This window comes from Streptosporangium sp. NPDC002524, from assembly GCF_040295985.1.
Classification (GTDB): domain Bacteria; phylum Actinomycetota; class Actinomycetes; order Streptosporangiales; family Streptosporangiaceae; genus Streptosporangium.
In genome coordinates, this window is sequence record NZ_JBEOWK010000006.1 from 219,818 (window position 1) to 240,375 (window position 20,558).

Sequence of the window (20,558 nt, forward strand, 5' to 3'; positions counted from 1 at the left end):
ATGCACGCTCTGGTGGAACGGCTCTACCCGCTCTGCAGGAGCATCACCGGCGACGGCGTGCGCCGCACCCTGGAGATCATCGGGGAGTCCCTCCGCCTGCAGGTCCGCGAGGTGCCGACGGGCACCCAGGTCCTCGACTGGACGGTGCCCAGGGAGTGGAACATCCGCGACGCCTACGTCAAGGACGCCTCGGGGAACAGGGTCGTCGACTTCGGCGCCTCGAACCTGCACGTGGTCGGCTACAGCGTCCCGGTGTCGGCGACCATGACCCTGGACGAGCTGCGCGGGCACCTGCACACGCTCCCGGAGCAGCCCGGCCTGGTCCCGTACCGCACGAGCTACTACGCGGAGACGTGGGGCTTCTGCCTGGCCCACGACACCCTGGAGGGGCTCCCCGACGGGCCGTACGAGGTCATGATCGACTCCACGCTCGCCGACGGGCACCTGACCTACGGCGAGCACGTGGTGCCCGGCAGGGTCGCCGAGGAGGTGCTCGTCTCCTGCCACGTGTGCCACCCCTCGCTGGCGAACGACAACCTGGCGGGCGTCGCGGTGGCGGTCCGGCTCGCCCGGCGGCTGGCCGGGGCCGACCCGTGGTACACCTACCGCTTCCTGTTCGCGCCGGGCACCATCGGCGCGATCACCTGGCTGGCGCGCAACCGGGAGCGCGCCGGGCGGATCAGGCACGGCCTGGTGCTGGCCTGCGCGGGGGACCGGGGCCCGCTGACGTACAAGCGCAGCAGGCGGGGCGACGCCGAGATCGACAGGGCCGTGCGGCACGTCCTGCGCAGCTCGGGGCGCCCCCACACGGTCGTGGACTTCTCCCCGTACGGCTACGACGAGCGGCAGTTCTGCTCGCCCGGCTTCGACCTGCCCGTCGGCTCGCTCACCAGGACCCCGTACGCGGGCTACCCGGAGTACCACACCTCCGCCGACGACCCGGACCTCGTCTCCCCCGAGGCGATGGCCGACACCCTGGAGACCTGCTGGGAGGTCACCCGGGTGCTGGAGGACAACCGCGCCTACCTCAACCTCAGCCCGCACGGGGAACCGCAGCTGGGCAGGCGCGGCCTGTACGGGTCGCTGGGCGGGCGCAGCGACACCAAGGAGGCCCAGATGGCGATGTTGTGGGTGCTGAACCTCTCCGACGGGAGGCACAGCCTCCTGGACATCGCGGAACGGTCCGATCTTCCCTTCGGTGCCGTGGCGGAGGCGGCACGGGCCCTTCGCGGCTCGGGACTTCTCAAGGAGTGTTCGCTGTGACGCGGTTCCAGGTCGTGACGGGCTCCCGGGCGGGCTCCAGGGCGGGCTCCAAGGCGGGCTCCAGGGCGGGGGCGCTCGACCTCCGGGTCGGCGAGACGGTGGAGGTGCTCGGCGAGGCCGAGATCCTGGCCACGCTGGACGGGAAGGGGGAGCTGGACGAGCTGCCCTTCATGCCGGAGATGCTCGCCTTCTGCGGGCGGCGGCTCACGGTGCACAAGGTGGCGCACAAGCTCTGCGACACGATCAGCAGCAGCGGCATGCGGCGGATGGAGCGCGCCGTCCACCTGACCGGGGCCCGCTGCGACGGGCAGGCGCACGGCGGCTGCCAGACGGCCTGCCAGTTCTACTGGAAGGAGTCCTGGCTCAAGCGGGTGGACCCGGACTCCTCCGTCACTCCCATCACGAGGAACGGTCCCACCTCGGGGAACGGTTCTACCTCGGGGAACGGTCTCGCCACGGGGAACGGTTCCGCCACGGGGAACGGTCTCGCGGCGGGCAGGCCGCTGCTGCCGATCCTGCAGGCCGCCACCAGGAAGGAGCCCGGCCCCGACGGGGAGGAGCGCTTCTCCTGCCAGGCGACCGAGCTGCTGCGCGCCGCGCCCACCTGCCTGCCGTTCAAGGACGTCGGGCAGTACGTCGCCGACGTGCGCACCGGGAACGTGGGCGTGACCTGGATGCTGCGCTCGTTCCTCGTCGGGCTGTTCAACCGCTTCCAGCAGGCCAGCAAGCGCGTCCTGCCCAGGTGGCTGTGGATCAGGGGCGGGATGCGCTGGGGGTTCGTCAGGGGCGAGGCCGGGCCGACCACCCCGACGCAGACCCTGGACCTGCAACCCGGAGAGCTCGTCAGAGTCAAGTCGAAGGAGGAGATCCTCAAGACGCTCAACGACGGCCTGCTCAACCGCGGCATGGGGTTCGAGGAGGAGATGTCGCGCTACTGCGGCCACGTCGCCCGGGTGAGCGCCCGCGTCGAGAGGTGCCTGGACGAGAAGACCGGCCGGATGCTGCGGATGAAGAACCCGTGCATCATCCTGGAGGGCGTCGTCTGCGCGGGCGCGTACAACGTCAGCTGCCCGCGCGAGTTCGTGCCGTTCTGGCGGGAGATCTGGCTCGAACGCGTCGAGGAGCCCCGTTGAGCGGGCCGTCCCACGAGACGGACGACGGAACCGGCTCGGCTGACTCGGCTCGCGCGGCTGATTCGGTTGGCGCGGCCGGTTCGGTCGGCGCGGTCGGTTCGGCCGGGTCGGTCGGGTCGGTCGGTGAGGCCGGGTCGGCCGGTTCGGCCGGTGAGGCCGGCCCCGACGGCGGGGCCGGTGGTGCCGGCACGGCCGGTGAGCAGGTCGGGACGATCGGCAGGAAAGCCGGTCGCGGGCTGCGCTGGAGTCTCCTCGGCAACCTGGGGACGAAGGCCACCACCTTCGTCATGGGACTGGTGCTCGCCCGGCTGCTCGTACCGGAGGACTTCGGCCTCTACGCCATCGCGCTCGCCGCGACCACCTTCGTCATGCACGTCAACGACGTCGGCATCATCGCCGCCACCGTGCAGTGGCGGGGCAGGGTCGAGGAGATGGCGCCGACGGCGACGGTGATGGCCGTGGCGTTCAGCACCGGGATGTACGGGATCTTCTGGGTGGTGGCCCCGTACTTCGCGGAGCTGGCCGGAAGCGCGGAGGCCACCCCGGTGGTCCGGCTGCTCACCGCGATCATCCTCATCGACGGGATCACCGCCGTGCGGGCGGGCTCGCTGATGCGCGGGTTCGGGCACGACAGGCTGACCAAGGCCAACATCGCGGGCTCGCTGGTCAACGCCGGGGTGGCCGTCACCCTCGCCGCGAACGGCGCCGGTGCCTACAGCTTCGCCGTCGGCCAGGTGGCGGCCAACACGGTCACCGGCGCGCTGGTGCTCGCCTGGGCCGGGCTGCCGTTCCGCCTCGGCTTCGACCGGGAGGTGGCGGTCAGGCTCCTGCGGTTCGGGGCGCCGCTCGCCCTGGGGCTCGGCATCGAGGCGGTGCTGATGAACGCCGACTACGTCATCGTCGGCGCCGTGCTCGGCCCCGTCGCCCTCGGGTTCTACCTGCTGGCGTTCAACGTCTCCAGCTGGGTGCCCAGCGTGATCGGCACCGCCCTGCGGTACGTCACCGTGCCCAGCTTCTCGCGGCTCGCCGAGCAGCGGCCGGAGTCGCTGTCGCTGGGGGTGCAGCGCTCGGTGCCGTTGCTGGTCGCGTTCGTCCTGCCGGTCGCGGTGGTGACGGCCACGCTGGCCCCGGCGATCGTGGCGTTCCTCTACGGCGAGAAGTGGGCCCCGGCCGCCGGGGTCCTGTCGCTGCTCGCGGTCCTGATGGTCGTCCGGATGCTCACCTCCCTCGCCTTCGACATCCTCACCTCGGCGGGCGCCACCAGGGCCACCGTGTGGATGAACCTCGGCTGGGCCGTGGCGCTGGTGCCCGCTCTGTGGGCGGGCACGCACTGGTACGGCATCCGCGGCGCGGCGATCGGGCACGCGCTCGCCGGTGTCCTGGTCGCCCTGCCGATGGCGGCCTGGGCGCTGAGCCGCGCGGGGGTGCGCCTGGCGCCCGTCCTGCCCGCCCTCGTACGCCCGCTGCTGGGCGCCGCGGTCGCGGCGGCCGTTACGGTGACGCTCGCCGACCTGACGAGCGGCCTGGTGGGCGGTCCGGTGAGCGGTCCGGTGAGCGGGGTGACCGCGGGCTCCGCGCTCGTCCAGCTCTGCGTGGCCGGGGGCGGGGGGCTGCTCGCGTACCTCCTGATCGCCGTACCAGCGGCGCGGCTCAAACAGTTCGGCGCGCGGGCGGTCCCCGCCCGCGCCCGCTGACCTTCCGCAAGGCACACGAGATCCACGAGATCCACGAGATCCGCAAGGCACACGAGATTCACGAGACCCGCGAGATTCACGAGAGGAGAGACCGGATGGAGAACTCCGACACGCTGGTGTCCGTCGTGCTTCCCGTGCGCAACGGGGCCGGGCGGATCGAGGGTGCGATCCGTTCGGTGCTCGGCCAGGACCACGAGCGCCTCCAGCTGGTGATCTCCGACAACGCGTCCACGGACGGCACCGAGGAGATCTGCCGCGACCTGGCCGCGGCCGACCGCCGGATCGTCTACCGCAGGCACCCCGAGAACGTGGGCCTGTTCGACAACTTCGTCCGTACGACCGAGCTGGTCGAGGGCACGTTCTTCCGCTGGGTCGGCGACGACGACCGGCTGGAGCCCGCGTGCGTCTCCCGGTCCCTCCAGGCGTTCGCGGAGGACGAGCGGCTCGTCCTGGTCACCACGCAGGTCGCCTACACCGGACCCGACGGTACCGTCACCACCGCTCCCCTCGACGGCTCCGGGCTGGCCTCGGACGACCCGGCCGAGCGGTTCGCCGAGATGCTGCGGCTGCTCAACGAGAGCCACCTGCTCATCGACCCGCTGTACGGCACGCTGCGGCGCGACCCCCTGGCGGGCATCCCCCGGCGCAACATGCTGCGCGAGGACGAGGTGTTCGCGGCGAAGCTCGCGCTGGCCGGGCCGTGGGGGCACGTCCCCGAGGTCCTCGCCCACCGCAACTGGAAGCACGACACCCTGTCCGCGATCGCCCGCCGCCTCGACGTGCCGCCCTGGCGGGCCCGCTGCTCCAGTGTCCTGCAGTGCGGGGAGCTGTTCCGCTGGCTGCGGGAGGCCGACCTCACCCCCGACCAGCGCCGCCGCGCCCGCGCGGCCGTCCTCGGCATGTACGCCCGACGTCAGCGGCTCACCGCGGCCCGCCGTGGCCGCAGGCTCGCCCTGCTCGCCTCGGGACTCGTCCCCGGCGGGCGGTGAGAGACGCCCCGGCCGCCCCGGAGATCCCAGACCAGTGACTCCCGACCAGCGATTCCAGAAGGAGAACCCCGTGACCACCGTCTTCTCCAACAGCGTGGTGGACGACGACACGCGCAGGGAGCAGCTCTACCAAGGACAGGTCTTCGTCTACTCGGCGACGCCCGCCTCCACCCTGCTGGCCGCCTTCGCCAGGGAGCTGATCGCCGAGGCGTTCGGCGAGCGCGACCCGGAGACCGCCCAGTTCGACATGCCGGTCGAGGAGTTCGCCGGCCTGCTCGCCGGGCTCAAGCCCCGGTTCATCCATCACCCCAGGTGCAAGGAACTGCTGCCCGCGGTACTGGAGGAACTGGGCTGCGACCTGGACCGCACCTACTTCGACGTGCCCCGGCTGCGCACCTCCACCTCCCACGACTACCTCACCTCCGGCATCTCCTACGCCTTCCACCCGCACCGCGACTGCTGGTACTCGGCCCCGTTCAACCAGCTCAACTGGTGGATCCCCGTCTACGAGGTGGTCCCGGAGAACGTGATGGCCTTCCACCCCCAGTACTTCGGCAGCCCGGTGCGCAACGGCAGCGCCCGCTACGACTACGCGGAGTGGAACCGGACGAGCCGGCTCACCGCCGCCCAGCACGTGCGCGGCGACACCAGGGACCAGCCCCGTCCCGAGGAGACCGTCGTGCTCGACCCGCAGGTGCGGGTGGTGCCGGAGCCGGGGGGCGTCATGGTGTTCTCCGGCGCCCAGCTGCACTCCACGGTGCCCAACACCTCGGGCAGGACCCGCTTCAGCATCGACTTCCGCACGGTGCACATCGACGACGTACGCACCCGCCGAGGCGCCCGCAACGTGGACGCGGAGTGCACCGGCACCACCCTGCGTGACTTCGTCCGCTCCTCCGACCTCGACCCGATGCCCGAGGAGCTGGCGCTGGAGTACGAGGCGGAGGCCCTGACCAGGGTCGGGTGAGCGGCCGGACACCCGTCCACCGCCACACCGGGGCGACGCCGTGTGACGTCCACGGTGACGCCCGTAGTGACAACAAGGAGTTCGTGTGCTGCCACCAATACGCATCGTGTCCTGGGCGTCCGGCGCGCTCGGGGGAGCGGGGACGACGTAGTGGAGTTCTGGAAGACCATCCTCGACCTCGCCAGAAGGAAGCGGGTCGGGTTTCCGCTGGCCGGTCTGGCGCTCCTCGCCGCCGTGGTCGTCTTCTCCATGGTGCCCCCGCGCTACGTGTCGAGCGCCTCCATGGTGCTGACCACGCCCCCCGCGGGAGGAACGACGGACCCGGCCAAGCCGCCGGGGCGGACCAACCCGCTGCTGCAGTTCAGCGACGGCCTCAGGACCACGGCGGGCATCCTCATCCTGTCCATGAACACCGAGGCGGTCGCGACGGAACTGGGCATCGTCAAGGACGGCCCCGTCACGGTCACGATCAACGACGGGCGCACCAACCCCAACATGCTGGGCATCCTCATGAACGGGCCCTTCGTGTACCTGGAGGTGGAGAGCGACTCCGCCGAGGTCACCCGTACCGTCATGGCCAGGACCCAGTTCCGCCTCAGGACCGAGCTGGTCCGCAGGCAGGAGGTGCTCGGCGCCCCCCGCTCCACCTTCATCGGGTTCGTCGAGGTGGTGCCCGCCGCCTACCCCGCGATGGACCGGGGCGGTACGTGGCAGGCCGCGGGCGGAGCGGCGTTCGCCGTCGTCCTGCTCGGCCTCGGCACGGTGTACGCCGTGGAGCGCCGGAGGGTGTTCCAGCGGCGGAGATCCGGTGGCGGCCGGCCCGATGAGCCCCGGCCGGGCACGGACACCGCCCCGGCCACGGACACCGCCCCGGCCCCGGCGGGGGCGGACCGGTCCGACGAGCCGCGTCACGGTGACCTTCCGGAAAAGACCCGGGAGCACGAGGACGGCGAAAGTCGGGAGGACCGCGAGGGCCGGGCGGGCCGTGACGGCAGGGGCGTCCCCGAGCCGTCGATCACCGTGTATCCGGTGGAGGCGATGTCCCCGGCGCCCTCGGCGGCACCCGGACGAGGACGCCAAGTGGACGACGACAAGTAGACGGCGACAAGCAGACGGCGACAAGCAGACGACCGCGACAGGAAGACGAGAGGAAACGCGTGGACTTCTGGGGGACCGTACTCATCGTGTTACGGCGCTGGTACATCGCCCTGCCGGCGTTCCTGCTGTCCATCGGCGCCGCGCTGGGCGTCTACTCGTCGATCCCCACCCTCTACGTCTCGAACGCGGTGCTCGTCCTCACCATCCCGCCCACCGGCGGAAGCCTGCCGAGCAACCCCGAACGCCCAAACGGGCTGACCAACCCCCTGCTGAACTTCGACTGGGGCCTGAGCATGTCCGCCTCGATCCTCATCCAGGTGATCAGCGCGCCGGAGACGGCGGAGGCGCTCGGCGTGCGGCCGGAGGGCGACACCACCTTCACGGCCACCAACGGCAGCACCAACCCGGAGGCGCTGGACGGCGGGCCGTTCGTGTACATCGAGGGCACGAGCATGTCGCCGGAGGGGGCGCGGGACATCGTGACGCGGGTCAGGGACCGCGCGAGGATCGAGCTGGCCGGTCGCCAGCGGCAGCTCAACGCGCCTCTTGCGACCTACATCACGATGAACGAGATGGTGCCGCCGACGGAGCCGCAACCCCAGACCGGCGGGAAGACGCGCGGGGCCGCCGCCGCACTGCTTCTCGGGGTGCTCGCCAGCCTCGCCGCGGTGTTCTCCCTGGAGAGCTTCCTGGACGCCCGGAGGCGGAGACGAAGGGTGCCCGTGGCGGCGTCCGGGCTGCCCGCCGAACCCTCCCTCATGAGGAGGTGAGAGTCTCCGTGGCCCGTACGCTCTCGCCCCCGGCCCCGGCCGAGGCCCCGGCTCCCGTGTCCGTGGCCTCCCTGGACCGCCCCGGTCTGCGCAGTGCCGACGGGGCCACCCTCGCCGCCGCGTTCGCGGTGGTCCTGATGCTGTCCCCGGCGCGGCTGGTCTTCCGCGGCCTGCCCTTCTCGCTCACGCCCGCCGACGCGGTCGGTCTCTTCGCCGCGCTGTGGTGGTTCTGCGCGCAGCTCACCACCACGCTCGGCGCCGCCAAGGGCTCCAACCCCGTACGCACCGCGCTGTTCCTGTACACCGCGGCGATGCTGGCCACCTACGGGTACGCCAGCGCCGCCTACCTCCCGCCCGACGAGCTCGACATGGCCGACCACAGCATCGTCCTCGTCGTGGCGCTGGTGGGCATCGGTCTCGGGGCGTGCGACGGCATCCGGGGCCGGGAGCGGCTGGACTTCGTCCTGAGGTGTCTCGTGATCTCCGGCGCGGCCGTGGGGGTCATCGCGGCGCTCCAGTTCGTGCTCGAATTCGACCTGACGAAGTATCTGACCTTCCCCGGTTTCCGGTTCACCTCGGAGCTGCCGGCGATCCTCGAACGCAACACCCTGCGCCGGGTCGCGGCCACCACGGGACACCCCATCGAGCTCGGCGTCGTCTGCGCGATGATCATTCCTCTCGCGCTGCACTACGCGTTCGGCGCCCGCGACCGGGGTGAGCCCTCCCTGCGGTGGTGGGCCTGCTGCGCGCTGATCGGTACCGGCCTGATGTTCTCCGTGTCGCGGTCGGCGGTCCTCGGGCTCGGCGTCGTCAGCGTGGTGCTGGTCGCCGGGTGGCCCGCACGTAGGAGGATGTGGGCGGCGATCGGCGGCGTGGGCTTCCTGGCGGGGATGAAGGTGGCCGTACCCGGCCTGATGAGCGTCTTCCTGGGACTGTTCACCAGCCTGTCCAGCGATTCGAGCATCCAGTACCGGACCCACGACTACGCGGTGGCTGCCACCGAGATCGGGAACCACTTCTGGGTCGGCAGGGGACTGGGCACCTGGTACGCGCCCAAGCACCTGATCTTCGACAACCAGTACATCCTGTCGCTGGTGGAGACCGGGGTCATCGGCACGGCCACCTTCTCCGGGATCTTCCTGACCGGCATCTGGGCGGCGTTGCGCGTCCGCCGCCTCAGCTCCGACCCCGCCGTACGGGACCTGGGGCTCACCCTGGCCGCGTGCCTGGTCGTCCCCCTGGTCGGGGCGGCCACGTTCGACCTGCGCTCGTTCGCGACCGTGACGGGCCTGTCATTCCTGATCATCGGAGCCGCCGGATCGCTGCTGCGCGCCACCCGGCAGCCGAGGACTCAGGCCGTCCGGCCGCCGGAGGGTTCCGGCGGGGAGGTCTCGCGGTGAACCCGGTGAATCTGGTTAGCCCGGTGGGCCCGGTGAGCCCGGTGGGCTCGATGAGTCCGGTGCATTCGGTGCATCCGGCGAGAAGGCCGTCGGGGTCGTCGATGCCGTCGGGAAGGTCACCCGGCCAGCCGGGCGCGCAGATCCGCCCAGGAGCCCGCGGCCAGGTCCCGCTCGCTGATCGCGGTGACCGGCAGCGGCCACCGGATGCCGAGGTCGGGGTCGTCGTAGCGGACGGCGAGGTCCTCGGCGGGATCGTGCTCCCGGTCGATCCGGTAGCAGACGTCGGCCTGGTCGGTCAGTGCCTGATAGCCGTGCAACAAGCCAGGAGGAACGTAGAGGTGGACGAACGTCTCATCGTCGAGGATCACCGACATCTGGCGGCCGAAGGTCGGCGAGCCCGGCCGGGCGTCGACGAGCACGTCGTGCACGGCCCCGCGGGCGCACCGGACGAGCTTGGCCTCCCCCCGGCCGCCCCGGCCGTGCAGGGCCCTGATCGTCCCCAGCCGGGACCGGGACTGGCTGTCCTGGACGAACGCCTCGGGCCGCAGCCCGTGGGCGGCGGCGAGCGCCGCGTCGAAGGTGCGGGTGAACAGCCCGCGGTCGTCCCTGTGCTGGGTGGGGACGAAGAGCAGGACATCGTCGATCTCGGCGCGTTCGACTCTCATGAGCCCATCTTTCCGACTCCCGCCCCTCCCGGCCACGAAGAAGCGGGAAACGATACCGATCGGCGTACGGAGCCTCCGGGCCGTGGAGAAGCGGGAAACGGTACCGATCGGCGTACGGGATCTCCGGGCCGTGGAGAAGCGGGAAACGGCACCGATCGGCGTACCCCTGGGAGGTCCGGGGCGGGGTTCGCGCGCGTCCGGGTCGGGGCCGTCGAGGTCATGGCCGTCAGCGAGGCGGAACTCCTCGACCACGTGACGGCCGAGTGGCGACGGGGACGCGGCGGCGCGATCGTCACCGCGAACGTCGACATCGTCCGCGCCGCCACGCGTGACCCCGCCCTGGCGGACCTCGTCACCCGCTCCGAGATCGTGGTCGCCGACGGCATGCCGGTGGTCTGGGCGTCGAGGCTCGCCGGAGCGGCGGTTCCCTGCAGGATCACCGGTGCCTCGCTCGTACACTCCCTGACCACGCGGGCCGCGCGCGAGAACCGCTCGGTCTACCTGCTCGGAGGGGAGCCCGGCGTCCCGGAGGAGGCCGCGCGGGTCCTCACCGGAGGCCGCCCCGGACTGCGCGTGGCGGGCACCTGCTCACCCCCCTTCGGGTTCGAGAGCACGCCGGACGGGATGCGCGAGGTGGTCGAGGGGGTGGTCGCCGCCGCTCCCGGCCTCGTCCTCGTCGGGCTGGGCTTCCCCAAGCAGGAAAGGGTCATCGAGGCCCTCAGGGCGGAGCTGCCCGACGCCTGGTACCTCGGCTGCGGAGCCGGGATCCCCATGGCGGCCGGACGGTTCAGCCGCGCCCCGGGGCCGGTCCAGCGGGTGGGAGCGGAATGGCTGTACCGGCTCGCCCTGGAACCGCGCCGCCTGGCCCGCCGCTACCTGCGCGACGACGCCCCGTTCGCGATCGCCCTACTCGCGGGCGCCCTGCGCACCCGCCTGACATCGGGACGCCGCACATGACCCTCGATCCCGCGCCCGAAGTACTTCGCGCGACCGCCGATCCCGCGCCCGCGCCTGAGGCGTTTCACGTGACCCCAGATCCCGCGTCCGCGCCCGAGGTGTTCCACGCGACCCCGGATCCCGCGTCCTCCTCTCTCACGAGAAACGGCTCCGACATGGCTGTTCCAGACCGGCCTCCGCTGGCCGTAGTGATCGTCACGTATTCGAGCGGCAAGGTCGTCGAGGGCTGCCTGCGCTCGCTCGACGCGGCACTGGCCGGTGCCGGTCCGGCACGGGTCGTGGTGGTGGACAACGCCTCGGCCGACGACACCGTCGAGCGGGTGCGCGAGGTCGCGCCCGAGGCCGAGGTGATCCAGACCGGGCGCAACGCGGGCTTCGCCGCCGGGGTGAACGCGGGCATCGCCGCCGCGGACGGCTGCGACGTACTGGTGCTGAACCCCGACATCCGGCTCGCACCCGGCTCCGTACTCCCGCTCCGGCAGGCGCTCGCCCTGCCGGGGACCGGGATCGCCGCCCCCCGCCTCACCGGCGAGACGGGAACGCTCCACCTTTCCATGCGCAGGCGCCCCACCGTGCCGAGGGCGCTCGGGGAGGCGCTGCTGGGCGGGCACAGGGCCGGGCGGATTCCGGCGCTCGGCGAGCTGGTCGTGGATCCGGCCGCGTACGACAGTCCGCAGGTGGTCGACTGGGTGGCCGGTGCGGCCTGGATGATCTCCCGCGCGTGCCTGGACGCCCTGGACCCCCTCGACGAGCGCTACTTCCTGTACTCGGAGGAGACCGAGTACATGCTCAGGGCTGGGGAGGCGGGGTTCGCCGTCCGGTACGAGCCCCGCGCCGTGGCCGTTCACCTCGGTGGTGAGCAGGCCACGTCGAGCAGGCTGTGGGCGCTGTCGTCGGCGAACCGGGTCCGGATGCACCGGGAGCGGTACGGCCGCCCGCGCGGGCAGCTGATGCGGCTGGCCGTCGGGCTCAACGAGCTGGTCCGCGCGGTCGCCAGAGGCGGAGCGGGCGGGACACGGCACCGGGCCGCCCTGCGCCAGCTGGTCCCCCTGCGCGAATGGCCCCTCCTGCCCGGCGAGGAGGAGACCTCTCCGCCCCGGCCCTCGACGACCTCCCCCGCTCGTGGGGAAGGGGCCCTCCGGACGGCGGAGAACCCCGTCCACACGACGGCCTTCCCCGGCTACGTCTGCTTCTCGGCGCAGGACTGGTGGTACCACAACCGGGCGCACTCGGACTTCCAGCTCATGCGCTCGGTGGCCGCGCACAGGAAGGTCCTCGTAGTCAACAGCATCGGGATGCGCATGCCGATGCCGGGCAGGTCCACGCAGGTGCTGCGGCGCGTCGGGCGCAAGCTGCGCAGCGTCGCGATGCTCGTCAGGAGACCGCTGCGGGAGCTGCCCGGCTTCTACGTGATGTCCCCGCTGCCGCTGCCCTTCTACGGGTCGCCGCTGGCCAGGCGGGTGAACGCGCTGCTGGTCAGGGCCCAGGTGCTCGCCGTCTCGCGGGCACTGGGACTGCGCCAACCCGTGATCATGGTGACCATCCCCACGGCGTGGGACGTGGTGCGGCCGATGCGCAGGCGGGCGCTGGTGTTCAACCGCTCCGACCGGCACTCGTCGTTCCCCGAATCCGACCGGCCGACCATCGAGGCGCTGGAACGCGGCCTGCTCGAACGCTCCGACCACGTGGTCTACGTCAGCAACGCGCTGATGGGCGAGGAGAGCGGCGTGACCGGCGAACGCGCGCACTTCCTCGACCACGGCGTGGACACCGATCACTTCCGGCGGCGCCCGGAGAGCGAGCAGCCCGCCGACCTCCGCGCGATCCCCGGGCCGAGGGTGGGCTTCTTCGGCGCGCTGGACGACTATCTCGTCGACTTCGACCTGCTCGAACGGATCGCCGTCGAGATCCCCGGCATCTCGCTGGTCCTGATCGGCGACGCGACCGTCCCGATGGAACGGCTCACCCGCCATCCGAACGTGCACTGGCTCGGATTCCGGCCGTACGAGCAGATCCCCGCGTACGGATCGGGATTCGACGTCGCGATCATGCCGTGGCTGGACAACCCGTGGATCAGGAACTCGAACCCGATCAAGCTCAAGGAGTATCTCGCGCTGGGCCTTCCGGTGGTGAGCACCGATTTCCAGGAGCTCGCCGGATACGCCGACCGCGTGCGGATCGCCGCCGACGCCGACCTCTTCCTCCACGCTGTCCGTGAGACGTTGCGCGACGGGGGCCTGCAGCCCGCGGACACCATACGAGGGTCCGTACTCGGCGCCTCCTGGTCCTCGCGCGCCGCGCAGCTGATGGCGCTCGCCGAGCTGTCACCGGGCCCGCGATGAGGAGGACGAGACCATGAGCTCCGAAGACCACGCGCGGACGACCGACCGGGAACAGACGACGAACCACGCGCAGACCACGGACCGGGAACGGACGACGAATCAGGAACGGACGACGGAACGCCGGGCCAGGCGGTCGTTGCCGATGCTGGTCGGGGCGGGGGCCGTCTCGGTGTCGGTGGCGGTGCTCGGGCTCTCCTGGATCGACGTACCCGGTAACCAGGACCGAGGCCCGCTCGCCGGAGCGCCGGCCGGTGCGTGGTCGGCCGCGGGCCCTCCCGCGACGGCCGCGCGGGTGCCGTGGGAGGGCGGTCCCGCCTACTACGGGCGGTTCGCCGCGCCCGCGGCGGCGGGCTGGACGAACCCGTCGTTCTTCCCGGTGGGCGTCTGGTTCGAGTCCGTGATCACCCAGGACGACGCGGACAAGGACCGGGCCGCCGGGCTCAACACCTACGTGGAGCTGACCGGGACCAGCGACATGGAGCTGGTGCGGAAGAACGGCATGTCGGCGCTGACGAGCGTCCCGCTGCCCGGCCACGGCGGGGAGACGGTGGGCTGGCTGCTCAACGACGAGGTCGACATGTGGGCGAAGGCCGGGGACGCGGGGTGGACCGGCAACCATCCCGGCGAGGGCCCCCTGTGCGTCCCCGAGGACAAGGGGTGCGGTTTCACCGTGCTGCGCACCCGCAAGGAGAAGGTCCCCAAGGACGACGGCAGGATGCACTACGCCAACTACGGCAAGGGCGTGATGATGTGGGAGCGGGACGCGGACGCCGCCACGTTCGTCAACCGCTTCACCGACGTCGTCTCGTCCGACGTCTACTGGTACACCAGCGCGAGCGTCTGCCTGGACGGCCAGAACTTCCTCTCCCTGCCGGTCTCCCGCTGCCGCAGGGCCGCCAACTACGGCGCCGTCCTCGACCGCCAGCGCGAGCTGGACGCGCTGGACGGACGCCGCCAGCCCATCTACGGCTTCGTCGAGGTCGGCTGGCCCGCCGAGAACGACACCCGGGCCATCCAGCCGCAACAGGTGACGGGCGCGGTCATGAACTCGCTGATCCACGAGGCCCGGGGCATCATCTACTTCAACCACAACTTCGGCGGGCCGTGCCACTCCCAGCACGTCCTGCGCGAGGAGTGCGGGAAGAAGGTCAGACCCGCGGTGACCGAGATCAACCGGCGCATCGCGCAGCTGGCCCCGGTGCTGAACACCCAGTCGTACGCGCACCGCTTCGGCCCGGACCTCGACACCATGCTGAAACACCATCAGGGCTCGTACTACGTCTTCGCGATGCCCAGCGCGAACACGGCCACCGGCAGACGCACCTTCACCCTGCCACGCGGGATGCGCGCCACCCGCGCCGAGGTCCTCTTCGAGAACCGCACACTCCCCGTCGACGCCACAGGCACATTCACCGACTCCTTCACCGCCGAGTACTCCCACCACATCTACCGGATCACGCCTTGAGGAAGACCCAGCGGGCCCAGACGGTCTTGCCAGGGCGGTCGGGAAGGGGAGTGACGCCGTGGTCGTGGGCGAGAGCCGCGACGATGGCCAGACCACGACCGTGAACGGCCTCGGTGTCGAGGGCGAGGTGGCGGGGCTGCCTTGAAGTGGCTCCGCTGTCAGGCGGTCGGGTGGGCTTGCGCGACACCGAGGCTCCAGGGGGCACCCTTCGTGGTGAGCGCGAGCGTCTGGGACGCCTTCGTCGACGGTGCCAAGAGGGGCGAGTTCGACTTCTGAGCCACTCTCCGGAAGCACCCGAACCCCCTGGTCACCCGGCCAGCGGGTTCCGTCGTCGACCTACCCGCGCTCGATGACCGAGGCTGCCGGGCCGGAAACTCCTGCGGTGGCGCCCACGTCGCGCCGGGTCAGCTCCTGCTCGTGCCCGATCTCCGCAGCGAGCCACTCCGTCGCGGCAGACTTCTCGGCATCCGATCGCACGGATAGTCCCGCGGCCTGACGCCGCTCCCGCGCCCGCTGCCTCACCTCGTCCCAGCCGACCGCGCTCATTCGTGCTCCCGTTGGTCTCTTGACGTGTGCTCGGCATCGTCCTGGTCGCCCGGTTCGATCCTGGAGCGATCATGCTGTCAGCGGAGTCTGATCCGCATGTCGCTGAGCTTCGTCTCGTTGATCGCCATGAACCAGGGGCCAGGACCGCGTTCTTTGATCTCCCGCTCGATGTCATCCCATCGGCGTGTCAGCAGGCACATGGTGTCCCAGTTGGACAGGTCCTTCTTTCCGGCGATCCAGAAAACGCGTAATCCATTTTCGGCGTAGAGCATGCTCTTCGCGTGCTTGGTGCGAATGCGTTTGTCACGTGTGATCACCGCCAGGTTCCTGGTCGCGACCTGCGGGATCCAATCGTCATCCAGCGTGCCGAGGGGCACTTCGGGGATGAGCGGATGGTTGGTGTGGATCACGTCCCGACGCAAAAGCGCCAGGGCTCGGCCGACGCCGAGGGAGGTTTCGTCAACGAAGAAACGCAGGCTCTGCGGGTCTGTGGGGGCACGACTTTCCAGAAGGTCAGGCGCTGTGGCGCTTCTCGAACAGGACCGCAGCGTGCACCTGTTCAAGGGACAGTTCGTACAGTTCGGAAATCAGTTCTTTGGGGTCGCCCGCCCTGACCTGCTCGGCGATCACTTCGGTGGGGACGGATCTGACCGTGGGCTCGCCGAATGCCCGCAACGGGTCGATCTTGACATCGGGGAACCTTGGATCGGGGCGCATGCGTACGGCGGTTCCGTTGTCGAACTCCACCGCGTTGACGAAAAGCTCAACGGGGTCGGCCATGACGAGCTGGCCACTGCGCAGCACTACCAGCAGAAGCTCGGTCTGCAAGCCGACCTGATCCTGAACTCGCTGAACGAGCTCTTTTCCGTGCGGAGTCACGAAGTTCGCCAAATGGGCGAGAGGATATTGTGATCTGGTTTCGCTCCGCAGTCTTGCCATGGCCGGCCGCATGTTGATGATGGGGACGCCCGCGTCGCGATATCCGGCCAGCAAGCGGGTTTCGACGAACTCACCCCACGTCGCGAGCTCCTCGCCGGTGCGACGCTCCCTGATGACCGGTTCGTAGGCGCGGCCACCGCGGGTATACCCGTCGATCCATCGTCGCGCGGTGCCTGGGCGCAGGCCGAGCAGGCGATCGACCTGTGTCATCGTGTAGGTCGGCCGTTCGAGGAGGTCGACGACGACGTTCATGGCGTGAATCATCCCATGGATGCTTTCTTCGAAACCCTTGCCGTTGAGCGTTGCGAGAATCAGATCACGGAATCACGTTTTGCGTGGGTGCTTTGGATGATTCTGCGTCTGATTTATAACTTATTGGCGATAAAGGCAGTTTTCTGCTTCACTTTCGTAAGCCGTACTCACGGAGTGCGAAAATCTCCCTCATCCTTCGCTCGTCACGAAGATCCCTCTGGCGGGGCATGGTCATCGGGATGCACAATCATGACCCATGAAGACGTACGTCGGAGTGACCGATGGCGAGTGGCATCGTTTTCTCGCGGCGCGTCCCGCGCTGACCGAGGCCAATTTCTGGAGGCCTTCCGGTGGCGGGTTCCAGGCTCTGCGTCCCGGGGAGCCGTTCTTCTTCAAGACCCATCATCCGCACAACCGGGTGGTGGGCGGCGGGTTCTTCAACGGGTTCGAGAGGCTCCGCATCTCCGAGGCGTGGGACATCTTCCGGGAGGCGAACGGTGCCACGAGTCTCCAGCGGATGCGCGAGAGGGTGAGCCGGTACCGCAAGCAGCCGATCGCCGCCGGGGAGGATCCGATCATCGGGTGCATTCTGCTGCGTGACACCTGCTTCTTCCCTCTCGACGCACCTGCGGACCAGCCGCCGGACTTCGCTCCGAATCTCGTGCAGGGCAAGAGCTACGACCTCGCGTCTCACCCTCAGGCGGATTACTTCCACGAGTTGTTCCCGAGGCTGCTCGGGACCGTCGTCGAACTCGACCTGTCCAGGCCGTGGCACCGGGACGGGCCGATCTACGGCGACCCCCGCCTGACCCCGCAACGGCTCGGCCAGCAGGCGTTCCAGGCCGTCGTGCTCAATGCCTACGATCGGCGCTGCGCCATCAGCGGCGACAAGATCCGTCCCGTCCTGCAGGCCGCTCACATCCGTCCCGTCTCCGCCGGGGGCGAGCACCGTCTGGACAACGGCCTGTTGCTGCGTTCGGACGTCCACACCCTCTTCGACCGCGGTTACCTGGCGGTCGATCCCACGTACCGGCTGCGGGTCAGTCCACGGCTTCGCGAGGAGTTCGGGAACGGTGAGCAGTTCTACCGGCGCGCCGGAAGCCGGATAGCCCTTCCCCAGCACCGTCATGACCGTCCCGACCCCGAGACTCTCGAATGGCATCTCGACGAGGTGTTCCTGGCGTCCTGACTCACGCCCGATCTCCGACCTGCCATGAAGGCCCCGGAACGGGAAACGCTCACGCCCGCCTACCAGTCATCAAGGGAACTGAACAGCATCCAGGCGGGGACGCCGACGAAGAAGGCGCACAGGACGATGTCCAGGACGAGAGCCCATCCGGTGTTCAGGTCGTAGGCCAGGGCCCGCGTCGCCATGTTCACCGGCATGATGCTCATGAACATCCAGGCGAAGGTGCGCCAGACGAGCATGAAGAACCCGTCCCACCAGCCGAACAGCAGTCCCCACAGCAGGATTCCGAGTCCGAGGAAGGCCAGGCGCAGCCAGTTGCCGAGCGTCCCGCCCACCTCCGGCAGGAACCACTGCGCCCTGCCCGCCACCTCCGCGCCGACGACCTCCTCGTGCCAGGACCGCAGTGTGACCGGCTGGCCCTCCCGCGCCTTCTCGTAGAGGCTCCACGACACCTCGCGGGCCTGCCGGGCGCCTTCGGCCCGCTGCCAGGTGATCTCGTAGTGCGTGGTCGTGGTCGTGTGCCCCTCGGAGTCGGTGTGCGTCGTCGTGTAGGTGCGCCGGCCGACGACGGAAGCCGGCTCCCTGACGAAGCAGTCGTGGGTTCTCCGCTCGCATGTCACGACTTCGTGGAACTCACGGGTCTGCCGGTACGGGTCGGCGGCGGCGGCGAGCGCCGCCACGATCACGCCCAGGCCGAGCGTGACCACGATCAACCGTCCGACGGAAAATCCGGGCGCCGACCCGGAGAACGACGCTCGGCGGTATCGGCGGAGCATCATGAACCCCCACCCGTTACTCGTCAACGGCGTTCAATCGCTGTCTCTATGATGCTTCCGCGCGGCTCGCGACGGGCGCTGCCCGCTCGTTCGGGTGCTCCGGCCCGGATCCGTGCGGATCACGTCTCCACGGGATCCACACGGGTCCGGGGTCCGAATCCTCTGGGACGACAGGCGGGTGGGTCCGCGTGACGCCGAGGCTCCCGACCAGGCGTCCTTCGTGGTGGGTGCGAGCGTCTGGGACGCCTTCGTCGACGGCGCCAAGAAGGGTGAGTTCGACTTCTGGCCCCGCTCCCGGAAAAGAGAGAAGCCCTCGGCGGCCTGGCCGAAGGCCTCTGCTGTCGTACGAGCCATGCCACGGTGCGTTCGGCGTCTCCGAAGTCGGCCACCACGCGCAACCGCCCGCCGAGAGCCTCGACATAGGAGCGCGGAGTCGGCCCGGAGGTCCCGGCTGTCTCGGTGGCGGCAGAGCCGGGCAAGGGGGCGCTGGGGCGGGGAGCGTGGTCTTCCTGACCACTACTGTCCGGGCGATGTGTCCGCCGTGGGGGCGGTGCGGAGCTGGGCGGTCAAGGTGGCGTAGGCCCATTCCTCCCACCTGTCCGGCGACCAGCCGCGGTCCTGGACGAAGAGCAGGTACAGCTGCGGGCTGAGCAGCCCGAACAGCAGGTCGGCGGCCATCGCCACGGAGACGTCGGGGCGGGCGTCGGGCTTGCCGACCAGCGCCTGGGCCGCGGTGCGATGCACGGTGTAGCGCGGATCGGGGCCGTCGGGCCACTGCGCGGCGATCTGTGGGTCGGTGGCCGCGGCGTTCGCGATCAGCGGCATGAGCGGGGCGACCCGTCCGAGAATCTCGCGGGTACCGTGAACGTGCGCACGCAACTGCTCGGCCACGGTGGGCGCGGCACACGCGGCGCCGAACCACTCCCGATCCATGGTGGCCACCGGCTCGGCGTCACCGGTGATGGACGTGTCGACGACGTCCTTGAACAGCGTGCGCTTGTTGCCGAAGACGAAGTAGACCGTCTGAACGGCCACACCCGCCCTGTCCGCGACCTCCTGCAGGCTCGTCGCCCCGTAGCCCCGCGCGACGAACAGCTCCCGCGCCGCCTTGGTGATCTTCTCGCGGGTGCGGCGTGAGCGCTCGGCCCGCTTGTCCGGTGGCTTGACGATGTCCATGGTGCGAGTTTATATCTAGAGTCGAACACTAGAGTTCAACTCTAAGAATATGGAGGGGCCATGGATCAGCTCGACGCCGCTCAGCGACCGAACCCGCCTCAGGGCGAGGACGCCGGCCGGGCCGACACCGAACACGACCAGGAGGAGGCCGTCCGCCGAGAGCTGGAGGGCTACTACCGCGCGGGCAAGCCGCCGTGGGACACCGACGTGACACCGCCCGAGCTCGTCGCCCTGGCAGAGGGGCGTGGTGCGCTGCCACCCGGCCGTGCCCTGGAGCTCGGTTGCGGCACCGGAACCAACGCCGTCTATCTGGCCCGGCACGGCTGGGACGTCGTGGCCGTCGATCTGATCGACAGGGCGGTCGAGCAGGCCAGGGCCAAGGCCGCCGCGGCGGGGACGGCGGTGGGGCTGCTGTGCGGAGACGCCACCCGGCTCGATGAGCTGGATGTGCCCGGCCCCTACGAGTTGTTCTTCGACCTGAGTTGTTACTGCGGGATCCCGCCGCACCGCCGCGACGCCTACGCCGCCGGACTCACCCGCCGCGCCGCTCCCGGTGCGCGGCTGCTGATGTTCGGGTACGGCCCCGAGGCGTTCGACGACCCGATTTCCGGCGTCACCGCCGACGAACTGCGCGCCAGGTTCACCGGCTGGGATCTGGTCGACGTCACACCCGGCACGAACCCGGTGCCCACCTTCTGGTTCACGTTGCGCCGCATCGCCTGGGAAGCCTGAGCCGGCCGGGGGCGTCTTCCGCCCACCTCGCGCTGGTCGTGGTCACGGCAGTGGTGGCCGCCCGGGAACGTGGTCCATCGCGTTTCGCGCTCGTCGATTCCGACGGCTGCTGTGGATCCGCCGAAGACCTCGCTTTCGATGTGCCGTGGAGGATCGTTCATATCTGCCGAGGTCGTGGTCTCGGCCGGAACGGAAGCGCGTCGCG

20 protein-coding genes are annotated in these 20,558 nt (G+C 70.3%); 13 read left to right on the forward strand and 7 right to left on the reverse strand.

What is annotated here, in order from left to right; translation table 11 throughout:
- The 8 genes from ABT053_RS12520 (at nt 1) to ABT053_RS12555 (ending at nt 9,314) form a co-directional block, all read left to right on the forward strand.
- Nucleotides 1-1,263, forward strand: coding sequence for a DUF4910 domain-containing protein (locus ABT053_RS12520; RefSeq protein WP_350969050.1), 1,263 nt, complete (start codon nt 1-3; stop codon nt 1,261-1,263).
- Nucleotides 1,260-2,396, forward strand: a complete 1,137-nt coding sequence (locus ABT053_RS12525) for a hypothetical protein (protein ID WP_350969051.1) — start codon at nt 1,260-1,262, stop codon at nt 2,394-2,396. Before ABT053_RS12520 ends, ABT053_RS12525 begins: the two co-directional genes overlap by 4 nt.
- The gene (locus ABT053_RS12530) at nt 2,393-4,090 is read left to right on the forward strand and encodes a lipopolysaccharide biosynthesis protein (RefSeq protein ID WP_350969052.1); all 1,698 of its coding nucleotides are present in this window, start codon (nt 2,393-2,395) and stop codon (nt 4,088-4,090) included. The genes ABT053_RS12525 and ABT053_RS12530 overlap by 4 nt, the downstream gene beginning before the upstream one ends.
- Nucleotides 4,091-4,185: 95 nt before the next feature.
- Nucleotides 4,186-5,079 (forward strand): glycosyltransferase family 2 protein, encoded by an 894-nt coding sequence (locus tag ABT053_RS12535; RefSeq protein ID WP_350969054.1) that lies wholly within the window; start codon nt 4,186-4,188, stop codon nt 5,077-5,079.
- Nucleotides 5,080-5,149: 70 nt separating this feature from the next.
- Nucleotides 5,150-6,046 (forward strand): phytanoyl-CoA dioxygenase family protein, encoded by an 897-nt coding sequence (locus ABT053_RS12540; RefSeq protein ID WP_350969055.1) that lies wholly within the window; start codon nt 5,150-5,152, stop codon nt 6,044-6,046.
- Between the two features lie 150 nt (nt 6,047-6,196).
- Entirely contained in the window at nt 6,197-7,144 is a 948-nt protein-coding gene (locus ABT053_RS12545) for a hypothetical protein (RefSeq protein ID WP_350969056.1), read from the forward strand.
- Nucleotides 7,145-7,203: 59 nt separating this feature from the next.
- Nucleotides 7,204-7,914 carry a hypothetical protein gene (locus ABT053_RS12550; protein WP_350969057.1) on the forward strand — a complete coding sequence of 237 codons (711 nt, stop codon included), beginning with the start codon at nt 7,204-7,206 and terminating at the stop codon, nt 7,912-7,914.
- Entirely contained in the window at nt 7,911-9,314 is a 1,404-nt protein-coding gene (locus ABT053_RS12555) for an O-antigen ligase family protein (protein WP_350969058.1), read from the forward strand. The genes ABT053_RS12550 and ABT053_RS12555 overlap by 4 nt, the downstream gene beginning before the upstream one ends.
- A 116-nt stretch (nt 9,315-9,430) precedes the next feature.
- Here the strand turns inward: ABT053_RS12555 and ABT053_RS12560 are convergent, their stop codons facing one another.
- A complete protein-coding gene (locus ABT053_RS12560) occupies nt 9,431-9,979 on the reverse strand; it encodes a dTDP-4-dehydrorhamnose 3,5-epimerase family protein (protein ID WP_350969059.1) in 549 nt (182 codons plus the stop codon).
- Between ABT053_RS12560 and ABT053_RS12565 the strand changes: the two genes are divergently transcribed.
- From ABT053_RS12565 to ABT053_RS12575, 3 genes are all read left to right on the forward strand, one after another.
- Nucleotides 9,923-10,936, forward strand: a complete 1,014-nt coding sequence (locus ABT053_RS12565; protein ID WP_502991743.1) for a WecB/TagA/CpsF family glycosyltransferase — start codon at nt 9,923-9,925, stop codon at nt 10,934-10,936. The two genes, ABT053_RS12560 and ABT053_RS12565, sit on opposite strands and share 57 nt — an antisense overlap.
- 155 nt (nt 10,937-11,091) lie before the next feature.
- Nucleotides 11,092-13,278, forward strand: a complete 2,187-nt coding sequence (locus tag ABT053_RS12570; RefSeq protein ID WP_350969061.1) for a glycosyltransferase — start codon at nt 11,092-11,094, stop codon at nt 13,276-13,278.
- 13 nt (nt 13,279-13,291) lie between these two features.
- Nucleotides 13,292-14,743: a hypothetical protein gene (locus ABT053_RS12575; protein WP_350969062.1), complete on the forward strand. Its 1,452-nt coding sequence runs from the start codon at nt 13,292-13,294 to the stop codon at nt 14,741-14,743.
- On the opposite strand, the gene ABT053_RS12580 is transcribed toward ABT053_RS12575, so the two are convergent.
- The 4 genes from ABT053_RS12580 to ABT053_RS12595 all read right to left on the reverse strand — a co-directional run bounded on the left by ABT053_RS12580 (nt 14,733) and on the right by ABT053_RS12595 (nt 16,480).
- The gene (locus tag ABT053_RS12580) at nt 14,733-14,930 is read right to left on the reverse strand and encodes an ATP-binding protein (RefSeq protein ID WP_350969063.1); all 198 of its coding nucleotides are present in this window, start codon (nt 14,928-14,930) and stop codon (nt 14,733-14,735) included. The two genes, ABT053_RS12575 and ABT053_RS12580, sit on opposite strands and share 11 nt — an antisense overlap.
- Nucleotides 14,931-15,079: 149 nt before the next feature.
- Complete coding sequence (locus ABT053_RS12585) at nt 15,080-15,220, reverse strand: hypothetical protein (protein WP_350969064.1); 141 nt, start codon at nt 15,218-15,220, stop codon at nt 15,080-15,082.
- A gap of 146 nt (nt 15,221-15,366) precedes the next feature.
- The gene (locus tag ABT053_RS12590) at nt 15,367-15,852 is read right to left on the reverse strand and encodes a PIN-like domain-containing protein (protein ID WP_350969065.1); all 486 of its coding nucleotides are present in this window, start codon (nt 15,850-15,852) and stop codon (nt 15,367-15,369) included.
- The gene (locus ABT053_RS12595) at nt 15,803-16,480 is read right to left on the reverse strand and encodes a DUF433 domain-containing protein (protein WP_350969066.1); all 678 of its coding nucleotides are present in this window, start codon (nt 16,478-16,480) and stop codon (nt 15,803-15,805) included. Before ABT053_RS12595 ends, ABT053_RS12590 begins: the two co-directional genes overlap by 50 nt.
- A gap of 256 nt (nt 16,481-16,736) precedes the next feature.
- On the opposite strand from ABT053_RS12595, the gene ABT053_RS12600 reads away from it, so the two are divergent.
- Nucleotides 16,737-17,669 (forward strand): HNH endonuclease, encoded by a 933-nt coding sequence (locus ABT053_RS12600; protein WP_350969067.1) that lies wholly within the window; start codon nt 16,737-16,739, stop codon nt 17,667-17,669.
- Nucleotides 17,670-17,728: 59 nt separating this feature from the next.
- On the opposite strand, the gene ABT053_RS12605 is transcribed toward ABT053_RS12600, so the two are convergent.
- Nucleotides 17,729-18,382, reverse strand: coding sequence for a hypothetical protein (locus ABT053_RS12605; RefSeq protein WP_350969068.1), 654 nt, complete (start codon nt 18,380-18,382; stop codon nt 17,729-17,731).
- A gap of 579 nt (nt 18,383-18,961) precedes the next feature.
- On the reverse strand, nt 18,962-19,621 hold the full coding sequence (locus ABT053_RS12610; protein WP_350969069.1) for a TetR/AcrR family transcriptional regulator: 660 nt from the start codon (nt 19,619-19,621) through the stop codon (nt 18,962-18,964).
- A gap of 60 nt (nt 19,622-19,681) precedes the next feature.
- Here ABT053_RS12610 and ABT053_RS12615 point away from each other — a divergent pair, with 60 nt between their 5' ends.
- Nucleotides 19,682-20,353: a methyltransferase domain-containing protein gene (locus ABT053_RS12615; RefSeq protein WP_350969070.1), complete on the forward strand. Its 672-nt coding sequence runs from the start codon at nt 19,682-19,684 to the stop codon at nt 20,351-20,353.
- The last annotated feature ends 205 nt before the right edge of the window (nt 20,354-20,558 follow it).

What these genes read in the sequence shown, in the direction of transcription:
- ABT053_RS12520 (WP_350969050.1), top strand. Translation starts at nt 1, where the DNA reads ATGCACGCTCTGGTGGAACGGCTCTACCCGCTCTGCAGGAGCATCACC.
- ABT053_RS12535 (WP_350969054.1), top strand. Translation starts at nt 4,186, where the DNA reads ATGGAGAACTCCGACACGCTGGTGTCCGTCGTGCTTCCCGTGCGCAAC.
- ABT053_RS12560 (WP_350969059.1), bottom strand. Translation starts at nt 9,979, where the DNA reads ATGAGAGTCGAACGCGCCGAGATCGACGATGTCCTGCTCTTCGTCCCC.
- ABT053_RS12570 (WP_350969061.1), top strand. Translation starts at nt 11,092, where the DNA reads ATGGCTGTTCCAGACCGGCCTCCGCTGGCCGTAGTGATCGTCACGTAT.
- ABT053_RS12575 (WP_350969062.1), top strand. Translation starts at nt 13,292, where the DNA reads ATGAGCTCCGAAGACCACGCGCGGACGACCGACCGGGAACAGACGACG.
- ABT053_RS12595 (WP_350969066.1), bottom strand. Translation starts at nt 16,480, where the DNA reads ATGAACGTCGTCGTCGACCTCCTCGAACGGCCGACCTACACGATGACA.
- ABT053_RS12600 (WP_350969067.1), top strand. Translation starts at nt 16,737, where the DNA reads ATGAAGACGTACGTCGGAGTGACCGATGGCGAGTGGCATCGTTTTCTC.
- ABT053_RS12610 (WP_350969069.1), bottom strand. Translation starts at nt 19,621, where the DNA reads ATGGACATCGTCAAGCCACCGGACAAGCGGGCCGAGCGCTCACGCCGC.
- ABT053_RS12615 (WP_350969070.1), top strand. Translation starts at nt 19,682, where the DNA reads ATGGATCAGCTCGACGCCGCTCAGCGACCGAACCCGCCTCAGGGCGAG.